The organism is Acinetobacter sp. GWC1_38_13 (genome assembly GCF_001767535.1).
Taxonomy (GTDB): Bacteria; Pseudomonadota; Gammaproteobacteria; order Pseudomonadales; family Moraxellaceae; genus Acinetobacter; species Acinetobacter junii.
Genome location: NZ_MELG01000085.1, coordinates 1 through 10,845, shown reverse-complemented (window position 1 = coordinate 10,845; position 10,845 = coordinate 1). Strand labels below are relative to the sequence as shown.

The following is a 10,845-nucleotide window of genomic DNA, read 5'->3' as shown; positions in this document are numbered from 1 at the left end:
TTTAAATCAATGGATGAATGCGATACGAAACAAAAGGGATAAATGAGATGCCTAAATGGATGTATTGGGTATTAGCAGTCGCATTTGCATGGTTAATTTGGACAAATTTTTTAAAACCTGTTCCTGATTTAGATCAACTCAAGACACAACAGAATGTTCAAATCATCGAATTAGAAAAGTATGAAGGTTCTTTCCGTGTCTTATCCAAAGAAGATTATCATTGGGGAAGAGAAGCTGAATTTTCACCGATCGACATTGCAGTCGGTTGGGGAGAGATGGCGAAACCGCAAGTGTATGAGCACATTGATATTTCTCAAAGTAATCGTTGGTATTATTTGAAAGTTAAAAATGAGCCGCCTATTTCATTAAGAGAGATTACAACACATAGTGCCAACATGCATTTAGTCCCAGCAAATCCGTCTGTGGCATCGCAAATGAAGAAGATAAAAAAAGATGATTTGGTCTATTTAAAAGGTTCATTGATTGAGATTCAGGCTTCAGATGGCTGGCGATGGAAAAGCTCTCTATCTCGAGAAGATACAGGGAATGGTGCTTGTGAACTCATGAAAGTAGAAAGTATCGTTTGGCAGTAATAGTTGTATTAAGCAATTTTAATTATTTCAACTGTTTAAGTTATCTAGATACACAACAATTCACACAATTGCGCATTTTACAGTAAACTGTTCAACTAAGGAGGACGACCTCCTTGCAAAGAATCACGTTGGGACGACCTGACTATTGATAAAGTAGACTGTTAAAAATGGCTTGGGCAATTTTAATCTTGGCGGGTATTTTTGAAATTATTTGGGCATATTCTATGAAAATGTCTGAAGGTTTTACAAAGCTAACGCCAAGCATCGTGACCATTGTTTTCATGATTTTAAGTGTTGTTTTATTGTCGATTTCAATGCGTTCACTTCCTTTAGGTACAGCATATACGGTGTGGACAGGGATTGGAGCGATTGGCTCTTTCGTGGTGGGTATTCTCATTTTGAATGAGCCGATGACCGCAATGCGAATGATTGCAGCAGTGTTGATCGTATCTGGTCTGATTTTAATGAAATTGTCTTCAAATTAAGAAAATTCAGCATTTTATCGGATTGAGTAAGCTGAATAGAACAAAGCCTATGGGGAATTTTTAATGCAATTGGTTTATATGTATATGGATTCTCCTGTAGGTGCATTAAAACTGGTAGCACATGATCAGGCTTTAGTTGCAGTCATGTGGGATAATGAAGATCATAAAAGAGTTCGTTTAGCAAAGCCCTTAGAAGATCATCAACATCCGATGTTACAGCGAGTTAAAAAACAATTAGAAGAATACTTCGTAGGGCAGCGCCAACAATTTGATTTACCTCTTGATTTTCAAGGCACTGATTTTCAGCAGCAGGTTTGGAAGGCTTTATTGACGATTCCTTACGGGGAAACACGTAGTTATAAAGAGATTGCACTCCAGATTGGTAATGAAAAAGCTGTACGTGCAGTGGGTGCTGCTAATGGTAAGAATCCGATTTCGATTATTGCACCGTGTCATCGAGTGATTGGATCGAGTGGGGCATTGGTTGGTTTTGCTGGTGGGTTGGATAAGAAGCAGATTTTACTCAGTTTAGAGCAAAGTCAAATTCCATAATCTGTATTGTTAATACTCGATTTTCATTGCTTTTTGGAATAAGCTACTTAACAGATATGAATCCACATATTTTATGACTTGAACCGTAACTCAGTTATTGGCGAGGCGGTGTCTTGCTTAGCGTAATCCAATATTAGGAATAACCTTCGGTTCGAGTTACTTTGGTTTCGCCCAAAGTAACCAAAGGCATTGTCATCTACAAAACCTGTTCACTTGCTGCATTTGTTTTATCTATCGCAGAAACGGGATATTACAAATACCACGCAGGTTGTAGATGAACTTTCCGAGTCTCATATATAGGGTATGTATTCATTTTCTTTTTCATAACAAATTGAATGGAAGTTTAAAAATGGCTGTTGGTGACGTAACAATGCCACTTATGCATGTGGTGCAGGGTGTAAAAATTGGCTCAACTGAGGCGTATGTACGTTATCCAAATCGACGAGATCTAGTCATTTTTGAATTTGCTGAAGGTTCAAATGTAGCAGGTGTATTTACTCAAAGTGCATTTGCTGCTGCGCCAGTTTTGCTTAGTAAAAAACACTTGGCAGAAAATACACCACGTTATTTGATTATTAACACTGGTAATGCAAATGCGGCAACAGGAACTGTAGGTTATAAAAATGCAGAAACAACTTGTGCCAAATTAGCGGAATTAGCAGGTGTCCAAGCGAATCAGATTCTACCTTTTTCAACAGGTGTAATCGGTGAGCAACTTCCGATTGAGCGTTTAGTTCAAGGTATTCAGCCTGCATTAAATGATTTAAATGCGGATCGTTGGGCTGAAGCTGCTTCTGGCATTATGACCACAGATACTACTCCGAAAGGTGCATCTGAACAGTTTGAGCTTGATGGTGTGACATACACCATGACTGGAATCAGTAAAGGTGCGGGTATGATTCGCCCGAACATGGCAACCATGTTGAGCTTTGTTGCAACAGATGCACCAATATCAAAAGTACTTGTTCAGCAACTGTTACAAACGACTGTCGAACATTCGTTTAACCGCATCACAATCGATGGCGACACTTCAACCAATGACTCTTGTATCTTTGTAGCAACAGGTCTAGCTGGTGGCGCAGAAATTGAGTCACAAGATGACCCTCGTTACCAACAAGTGCTGGATGTACTTGCGCGTATTATGAATCGTTTAGCACAATTGATTGTTCGTGATGGTGAAGGTGCAACTAAATTCATTACGGTACAGGTGGAAGGCGGAGCCAATACCCAAGAGTGTTGTGATGTTGCTTATAGTGTTGCTGAGTCACCACTCATTAAAACAGCTTTGTTCGCTTCTGATCCAAACTGGGGGCGTATTGTAATGGCGATTGGTAAAGCAGGTGTTCCAAACTTAGATAGCAGTAAGGTTCAAGTGTGGTTAGGTGATGTCCAGATTTGCTTAGATGGTGGTGCGAATCCTGACTATACCGAAGAAGCAGGCGCTGCTGTGATGGCTGAGAAAGAAATCACGATTCGTATTGATTTAGGACGAGGTGAAGCGAAAGACACAGTTTATACCTGTGATTTTTCTTATGACTACGTCAAAATTAATGCCGATTATCGTTCGTAAATATGCGTTATAATAAAGCCTCCACAGTGGGGCTTTTTTTATATCACTCATGTGTGGACGAAGTGATTCATCCCAAATGATCACCCTAGATACCCACGTTATATGTTTGCTGTGATGCAAGCACGCAGGATAGAGAAGACGTTTTATGAATGATGCGAATTTAATTGCGAACGAAGCCAAAAATATTGTGCAGGCGCATTTAGATCGTTTGGGTGAGCCAAAGGACCATAGCCTCAGCCCAGAAGTGAAACAAGAAAAGTTCGCACAAATTGCAGCTGAGCTTAAAAAGCGTGATGCTGTTCTTGTTGCACATTACTACTGTGATCCTGATGTTCAAGAGCTTGCAGAATTAACAGGTGGTTGTGTTTCTGATTCTCTAGAAATGGCGCGCTTTGGTCGTGATCATGCTGCATCAACTCTCGTAGTTGCTGGGGTAAAGTTCATGGGAGAAACAGCAAAAATTTTATCTCCTGAAAAGACAGTATTAATGCCTACACTTGAGGCAACCTGTTCTTTGGACTTAGGTTGTCCAGTAGATGAGTTTACAGCATTCTGTGATCAACATCCCGATCATACTGTCGTGGTGTACGCCAATACTTCGGCAGCTGTGAAAGCACGTGCTGACTGGGTGGTAACTTCAAGCTGTGCAGTCGAGATTATTGAGCATCTTGATAGCTTGGGTGAAAAAATTATTTGGGCACCTGATCAGCATTTAGGACGTTACATCCAAAAGAAAACGGGTGCTGATATGTTGTTATGGGATGGCGCGTGTATCGTACATGAAGAATTCCGTGCACGTGGTATTGCACAAATGAAAGCACTATATCCTGATGCAGCAGTTTTAGTTCATCCTGAATCGCCTGAATCTGTAGTAGATATTGCAGATGCAGTGGGAAGTACTTCGCAATTGATCAAAGCAGCGCAAACTTTACCGCATAAACAAATGATCGTAGCTACTGATCGCGGTATTTTCTATAAGATGCAGCAAGCAGCACCAGATAAAGAATTATTCGAAGCGCCAACGGCGGGTGAGGGCGCAACATGTCGTTCGTGTGCACATTGTCCTTGGATGGCAATGAATGAGTTAGATGGTATTTTGCACGTGTTACAACACGCTGATCAAGAAATACACGTCGATCCAGCATTGGCTGAGCGCGCAAAATTACCACTCGATCGAATGTTGAACTTTAGTGCTTCTCTAAAGCGTTAAAATGCTTGTTAAATATACATTTGATAAGGAAAAATCATTTTTTTTAAAACTAGGTGTTGACGTGATGCGACGTCAAGCCTAGAATGCACACCGTACCGCACGATGTGCGATACAATAAAAGCTGAGATAAATCGGAGCATAGCACAGCCTGGTAGTGCACCTGGTTTGGGACCAGGGGGTCGTAGGTTCGAATCCTACTGCTCCGACCATTTAAAAGATGTTGAAAAACATTATTTTAAGATCGGCGAAGTATCGCTTGATAGTATTATCATCGTTATGCGCCTGTAGCTCAGTTGGATAGAGCATCCGCCTTCTAAGCGGATGGTCACAGGTTCGAATCCTGTCAGGCGCGCCATTTAGTTGGTAGCTTGGTACATAGAACCAAACGTTATGGTGGATGTAGCTCAGTTGGTAGAGCCCTGGATTGTGATTCCAGTTGTCGCGGGTTCGAATCCCGTCATTCACCCCACTCTTTTATAGAGTAATCGGAGCATAGCACAGCCTGGTAGTGCACCTGGTTTGGGACCAGGGGGTCGTAGGTTCGAATCCTACTGCTCCGACCATCATCTTAAAGATGAGATAAAATTCCGCTAATCAGCGGTTTTTTTATGTCTATATTTTTATATCTTATTTAATTAAATAACTAAAACTTATTTACTCTTCTGAAATTATTTCTATCTCCAAGCTTTCATTATTTAATCAAAAGCATTTTAGTCACAATTGAACTATAGAATGTTTGATGCGGTATTTGTTTTTATAAGATAGTTTGGAGTAAGAGTTACTCAATCATTATGTTGAAACCATCTGCAAGCATGATCATAAGTTTCTCAATCAAATTAGTTCATAAAAATTAGAAACCTAAAAATTAGAAACCTAAAAATGAGAGTCAATGAATGCAAAATATTCATTATGTTTTGATTAGTATATTAGGTGGGCTAGTTGTTCCATTACAATTGGCAGTCATTAATGCCTTTCGTCATAGCAGTGGTGCAAGCCAAATACAATCGACTTTTTTTCTTTATATAGGCGGTGCGATTGCTTCGCTTGTTATTGCATTGTGGATGGATGGAACGGTGAAACCACAATTTTATCAAAATACATCTTGGTGGATGTGGTTGTCAGGTTTCTTGGGTTCACTTTATATTCTGTGTATGTTTGTGGCAGCTCCACATATAGGTGCAACCAATACATTATTATGGATATTTTTAGGGCAAATGATTTTTGCTACCTTAATTGATCATAGTGGTTTATTAGGGATGCAAATAAAGAAAATAGATGCTTTCAAATTATTTGGATTACTTTTTATTTTTATTGGTGGTTTGATTATGCTATTTGGAGAATATAGAAGTGCGACCAAATAAAATATTACGAATTGGTTTTTAACCCAGTTTTTATAATAATATTTTGACAAATATATTGTATATTTGATGCTGTTGATTTTAATTTCTAAAAAATAAAATATTCATGGGGAAGTATGTTCTTTTATATTATTTTAATTCTTCTTATGCTTGCTGTGGTTACATATCTCAAATCACCGAATTTCAAGGGGAAAGTTGGTGAGTTTATGGTTTCTGAGCATGTTGCTAAGTATTTAAGTGCTGAATATATATTGCTCAATAATTGTACTCTACCTGATCAGAAAGACGGGACGACTCAAATTGATCATATTTTAATAAGCCCTTATGGTGTTTTTATTGTTGAAACTAAAAACTATACGGGATGGATTTTTGGAAATGCTCGCCAGAAGCAGTGGACACAAAAAATTTATAAGAAAAGTTATAGATTTCAGAATCCGTTACACCAAAACTATAAGCATATTAAAGTATTGGAAATGGTTTTAAGTGATGTTGTTGATCCGCAGTATTTGCATTCTATTGTTGTATTTACAGCTCGAAGCGAATTTAAAACAGATATGCCTGAAAATGTCTTTCGTAGTAAGGCTTGGATTGAATACGTAAAACGTTTTGATCAACAGGTGATTAGTCCTATGAAGCTCAAAAGAATTAAATATCGAATTGAAAAAGAAGTATTAGAGCCTTCTTGGAAGACAAATCGTTTGCATGTTGAGCATTTAAAGCAAAAGGAAATAGAAAAGAAATCCACTGTATAAGTGACTGTAGAAATTGATGATTTAACTCAATCGTATTGCCAGATTTGGCTATTGTACTTTGCCCCATATCCAGTTACTTTTTATGAGGAATAATCAAGTCTGTTAGACAAGTAAACCAATATTTAGATGTGCATTTGAGCATAATCTTTTCGCATTTTGAAAGAATGAAAATAACAGGGATAGCAATGACACAAACAGCATTTGATTTTGTAGTGATAGGTGGTGGTTCGGCGGGTAGTGTGCTTGCAGGTAGACTCTCGGAGAATCCAAATATTTCAGTATGTTTATTGGAAGCGGGTGGGGACGGCAATAGCTGGTTGGTGAATACACCAGCAGCTGCGGTGATTAGCATCCCTACGAAACTGAATAACTGGGCGCTAGAAACCATACCGCAAAAAGGTTTAAATGGACGTAAAGGATACCAACCACGTGGTAAATGCTTAGGGGGGAGTTCAGCGATCAATGCGATGGTGTACATTCGCGGGCATCGGGATGATTATGATCATTGGGCAGCTTTAGGAAATACCGGTTGGTCCTATGATGAAGTGTTACCATATTTTAAAAAATCAGAACATAACGAAAGAATTAAAAATGAGTATCATGGACAGCATGGTCCCCTCAATGTAAGCGAACTACGTTCAGATAATCCATACCAAAAAACCTTTATTGAAGCAGCTAAACAAGTGGGCTATCCACTGAATGATGATTTTAATGGCGCAGAGCAAGAAGGCGTAGGTGTCTATCAAGTTACCCAGAAGAATGGTGAACGTTGGAGTGCTGCACGTGGGTATTTATTGCCTTATATCGGTAAGCGTCCAAATTTACATGTGATCACACAAGCGATGGTATCGCGAATTGTGATCGAAAATGGTCGTGCTGTAGGCGTGGAATTTAAGCATAAAGGACAAGTCACAGTTGTTCGTGCAAATAAAGAAGTTTTACTCTCTGCAGGGGCTTTCCAATCACCACAAGTTTTGATGCTTTCGGGGATTGGTCCTCGTCAAGAATTAGAAAAACACGGTATTCCTGTGGTTAAAGATTTAGCTGGAGTTGGTGAAAATCTACATGACCATCCTGACTTTATTTTTGCTTATAAGACTAAACAAATAGATGGAACTTTCGGTGTTTCTGTTGGTGGTAGTTTAGATTTAATCAAACAAATTGGGCGTTATCGTAAGGAGCGTCGAGGTCTAATTACGACCAATTATGCAGAGTGTGGTGGTTTCTTAAAGAGCCGTCCTGAGTTAGATAAACCGAATCTACAACTGCATTTCGTCGTTGCTGTAGTAGATAATCATGCTCGAACCATGCATACAGGACACGGTATTTCATGCCACGTATGTTTGCTCAATCCTCGTGCGCGTGGTTCGGTCAAACTCAGTGGCAAAAATGTAGATGATCCGCTATTAATTGATTTTAAATTTCTTGAGGATGAGCAAGACCTTCAAGATATGGTTGATGGATTTAAAGTTACGCAGAAGTTGATGCAAGCACCTGCTTTGAGTGAAAAAATTAAAGAAGATATGTTTACTGCCAATGTGCAATCTGATGATGAGATCCGTGAGATTTTGCGCCAACGTGTAGACACGGTGTATCACCCAGTTGGTAGTTGCAAAATGGGTGTAGATGAGATGGCTGTGGTTGATCCTGAGCTGAAAGTATATGGTATTCAAGGCTTGCGTGTGATTGATGCGTCGATTATGCCAACAGTGGTAAATGGTAATACCAACGCACCTGCAATCATGATTGCTGAAAAAGCAGTGGATATGATCCGCGAAACTTGGAAGTGATATTTTGAGCTAAGGTTTTGCCTTAGCTCTCTTCTTTATTATTTGAGTTACGTGGTGTTTCCAACATACGCGGAAAGGTGAAATTAAAATCATCTAGTGCATAACGAAATAATTGAGCAGGGCGCTTGCCGACAATTTTCTGCTGTCCTGTTTCTTCAACTGCACCTGCTTCCTGCATACGCCGTCTAAATGATTTTTTTTCTAAGGTTTGACCTAAAATAATTTCATAGATTGTTTGTAATTCGGTCAGGGTAAATAATTCAGGCATGAGGCTAGCTGGGAGTGCGGTATAGCGGGTTTTATTGCACAAGCGATCAAATGCTAATTTTAGTAATTTCTGATGGTCAAAAGCTAATTCTAGTTGCAAGGCTTCTTCTATAGAAATCCATTTACTTATTTCAGTTGTTGAAGTCTTTTGAATTTCAAATTTACTAAAATCAATCAGTGCAAAATAAAGTGATGTGATCGACCAACCACGTGGATCACGATGCTGATTGCCGATGGTTTCAACTTGTTCTAGATAAGGGGAGTGAATCCCTGTTTTTTCAAGCAGTTTACGGTGAGCTGTTGCCATTAAATCTGGATCAGTTTTTAAATCAATAAAACCACCTGGAAGCGCCCATTTTCCTTTTTCGGGAAAGTTAGAGCGCTGAATCATTAAGACTTGTAATTGACCTTTTGCCACAGAAAAAATTGCCATATCAACCGTAAACAGTGGGGTGTCATAGTCTGTTTTTTGATAGTGGGCAAGGTATTCCTGTTCGGACGTATGGATAGTTTCCTTACTCATAGAAATATTAAGAAATCGGAATAAAGTAACATCATAGCGGAGTCTTATTGGGTTCTCATCATATTTTAGGATAAGCCACTACGTCTTGCACTTCACTAAAGCTTTAATCACTTTAGTTTGTTCAGGCTCGACCTGAGAAGCGTTTAAAGCTTCGTAAATGTTTTGGCAAAAGTAGGCAAAATCTGAGGTACGGCAAAGATTGATAATCTTTGCCGTACCGTAAGGCGAAAGCTTTGCTTAAGCACTTAACTATTCATTTCATTTATCTTGCACTAAGCCAATGCTTTAGTCGCTTTGGCTTGTTCAGGTTGCGGATGACTTTTCCGAGTATCTAATCACTGGATGTGTTTTAATCATAGAGAGTTTTGCCTAGACCAATCTCTCCCGAATTTGGTCAAGAGAGCATTCTCTTAATAATTGACCATTTTCAAATACAGTTTGCAGTGCGCCCATATTTTCCTGTTCAAAGCTTTGTTGATCAAATAACTCAAAGCCATTATTAGTCTGTTCAACCCTTAATAATCCTTTGGCTGATTTTTTAACACCTGAGTCTGTTACAGGGTCTTTAAACAGCTCACGACCTACACCGTTGACTTGACCCCAAGTGGCTTTTACGGCAAAACCAAAGGTGTCACGCGTTAAATAGTTATAGGTATAGCTGCCGATACCAAAGACTAGATTATTCGAAGCAAAGCCTTTGGTTTCTAAACCTTTTAGGATATTTTGGGCACGTTCTAGAGTAATCGAGTCACCATAGATTAAACCAACACGCTCGTTGAGTACTTTATAGCCTTGAGCTGTTTCTGTGCCGCCAAAAATTTCCCATAAACATTGCACTGCACCTTTATAAGCGGGACTATCTAGCTCTGCTTCAGGATCGCCACAGATAATTTTCACAGGATCACCAGAGTCAGGGCGAAACACCACTTTCGCGAGTCCGAGGGCATTCGGTTGGCGTTTTAAAATTTCTGCTTTTAATTCCACGCTAAACTCGGTAATCACACGCCAGAAATCCCAAGTATCTGAAACGATACTGACTACCCCGGCAGGATAAAGCTCACAGATCAGACGTCTAAAGGTCTCGATTTCACTTTCTTCACTGCCCATACACATCACACTGTGTTCTGTTGCAGGCACTGAAACACCGACGACACCAGTGGCGTTATAATATTCTTCGGCATAGTCAATGGATGCAACTGAATCTGTCCCAAAAAAGCTGGTCAAGTGCCCCACGCCTGATTGAGCTGCATCATAGATCCCACTCATCCCACGGCTACTAAAATCATGGCCTTGAACAGCAACAAAGTCTAAAGGTGCACCTGTTTTTTCTGCATATTGAGTTAACAAGCGTTTGTATTCATAAGCAATTGTTGCAGTGGTGCAACTTTTCCATAATTCGGCACTGAGCACAGTTTCAATATAGTTGGTTAACCAAAAGAAATTCGGATCAGTATTGATAATGGTCAATACAGGCACTTTGATATTGACTCGGCTACCTTCTTCAAGTGCCTTAATCTTTAATGGTAAATAGCCAAGATCGTGCAGGGCTTCGATGTGTTCAACGGGAACAGCACCTTCACCTAGAGAATTGTCCATGCGACGTTTATAGGCTGCGACTACTTTGGCTTTAGGTTGATTAAAGAAGCCCTCGTTCCAACTTTCAATTAAAAAATGTTTGATAAAACCTTGTAAACCGAAGAACACAATCTTGTCATCAAAATCAGGCAGCATTTTGGCTAAACGTG

10 protein-coding genes and 4 tRNA genes are annotated in these 10,845 nt (G+C 39.5%); 12 read left to right on the top strand and 2 right to left on the bottom strand.

The features are described from left to right. Positions 1-47 precede the first annotated feature (47 nt). The 12 genes from A2003_RS08970 (at position 48) to A2003_RS08915 (ending at position 8,310) form a co-directional block, all read left to right on the top strand. Positions 48-593: a hypothetical protein gene (locus A2003_RS08970; protein ID WP_005403182.1), complete on the top strand. Its 546-nt coding sequence runs from the start codon at positions 48-50 to the stop codon at positions 591-593. A 167-nt stretch (positions 594-760) separates the two neighbouring features. Beyond that, the gene (locus A2003_RS08965; protein WP_004952367.1) at positions 761-1,078 is read left to right on the top strand and encodes a DMT family transporter; all 318 of its coding nucleotides are present in this window, start codon (positions 761-763) and stop codon (positions 1,076-1,078) included. Positions 1,079-1,141: 63 nt separating this feature from the next. Next, positions 1,142-1,630, top strand: a complete 489-nt coding sequence (locus tag A2003_RS08960) for a methylated-DNA--[protein]-cysteine S-methyltransferase (RefSeq protein WP_151723141.1) — start codon at positions 1,142-1,144, stop codon at positions 1,628-1,630. Between the two features lie 349 nt (positions 1,631-1,979). Next, positions 1,980-3,200, top strand: a complete 1,221-nt coding sequence (gene argJ, locus A2003_RS08955; protein WP_004914356.1) for a bifunctional glutamate N-acetyltransferase/amino-acid acetyltransferase ArgJ — start codon at positions 1,980-1,982, stop codon at positions 3,198-3,200. A 145-nt stretch (positions 3,201-3,345) separates the two neighbouring features. Further along, positions 3,346-4,410 (top strand): quinolinate synthase NadA, encoded by a 1,065-nt coding sequence (gene nadA / locus A2003_RS08950; protein ID WP_004914354.1) that lies wholly within the window; start codon positions 3,346-3,348, stop codon positions 4,408-4,410. Positions 4,411-4,542: 132 nt separating this feature from the next. Further along, a tRNA-Pro gene (locus tag A2003_RS08945) sits at positions 4,543-4,619 on the top strand. A gap of 69 nt (positions 4,620-4,688) precedes the next feature. Further along, positions 4,689-4,765: transfer RNA gene (locus tag A2003_RS08940), tRNA-Arg, on the top strand. Between the two features lie 38 nt (positions 4,766-4,803). Next, positions 4,804-4,879 (top strand) — tRNA-His (locus tag A2003_RS08935). Between the two features lie 17 nt (positions 4,880-4,896). After that, positions 4,897-4,973, top strand: a tRNA-Pro gene (locus tag A2003_RS08930). A gap of 330 nt (positions 4,974-5,303) precedes the next feature. Further along, complete coding sequence (locus tag A2003_RS08925; protein WP_286687184.1) at positions 5,304-5,771, top strand: DMT family transporter; 468 nt, start codon at positions 5,304-5,306, stop codon at positions 5,769-5,771. A gap of 113 nt (positions 5,772-5,884) precedes the next feature. Continuing rightward, positions 5,885-6,520 (top strand): nuclease-related domain-containing protein, encoded by a 636-nt coding sequence (locus A2003_RS08920; RefSeq protein ID WP_286687183.1) that lies wholly within the window; start codon positions 5,885-5,887, stop codon positions 6,518-6,520. A 185-nt stretch (positions 6,521-6,705) separates the two neighbouring features. Beyond that, positions 6,706-8,310 carry a GMC family oxidoreductase gene (locus A2003_RS08915; protein ID WP_286687182.1) on the top strand — a complete coding sequence of 535 codons (1,605 nt, stop codon included), beginning with the start codon at positions 6,706-6,708 and terminating at the stop codon, positions 8,308-8,310. 22 nt (positions 8,311-8,332) lie between these two features. On the opposite strand, the gene ntrR is transcribed toward A2003_RS08915, so the two are convergent. Together ntrR and A2003_RS08905 are read right to left on the bottom strand one after the other, a co-directional pair. Beyond that, on the bottom strand, positions 8,333-9,100 hold the full coding sequence (gene ntrR, locus A2003_RS08910) for an ADPR responsive transcriptional repressor NtrR (protein WP_151723058.1): 768 nt from the start codon (positions 9,098-9,100) through the stop codon (positions 8,333-8,335). A 369-nt stretch (positions 9,101-9,469) separates the two neighbouring features. After that, the coding region (locus tag A2003_RS08905) for a nicotinate phosphoribosyltransferase (RefSeq protein ID WP_286687181.1) at positions 9,470-10,845 on the bottom strand (1,376 nt) is incomplete at its 5' end.

What these genes read in the sequence shown, in the direction of transcription:
- A2003_RS08970 (WP_005403182.1), top strand. Translation starts at nt 48, where the DNA reads ATGCCTAAATGGATGTATTGGGTATTAGCAGTCGCATTTGCATGGTTA.
- A2003_RS08965 (WP_004952367.1), top strand. Translation starts at nt 761, where the DNA reads ATGGCTTGGGCAATTTTAATCTTGGCGGGTATTTTTGAAATTATTTGG.
- A2003_RS08960 (WP_151723141.1), top strand. Translation starts at nt 1,142, where the DNA reads ATGCAATTGGTTTATATGTATATGGATTCTCCTGTAGGTGCATTAAAA.
- argJ (WP_004914356.1), top strand. Translation starts at nt 1,980, where the DNA reads ATGGCTGTTGGTGACGTAACAATGCCACTTATGCATGTGGTGCAGGGT.
- nadA (WP_004914354.1), top strand. Translation starts at nt 3,346, where the DNA reads ATGAATGATGCGAATTTAATTGCGAACGAAGCCAAAAATATTGTGCAG.
- A2003_RS08925 (WP_286687184.1), top strand. Translation starts at nt 5,304, where the DNA reads ATGCAAAATATTCATTATGTTTTGATTAGTATATTAGGTGGGCTAGTT.
- A2003_RS08920 (WP_286687183.1), top strand. Translation starts at nt 5,885, where the DNA reads ATGTTCTTTTATATTATTTTAATTCTTCTTATGCTTGCTGTGGTTACA.
- A2003_RS08915 (WP_286687182.1), top strand. Translation starts at nt 6,706, where the DNA reads ATGACACAAACAGCATTTGATTTTGTAGTGATAGGTGGTGGTTCGGCG.
- ntrR (WP_151723058.1), bottom strand. Translation starts at nt 9,100, where the DNA reads ATGAGTAAGGAAACTATCCATACGTCCGAACAGGAATACCTTGCCCAC.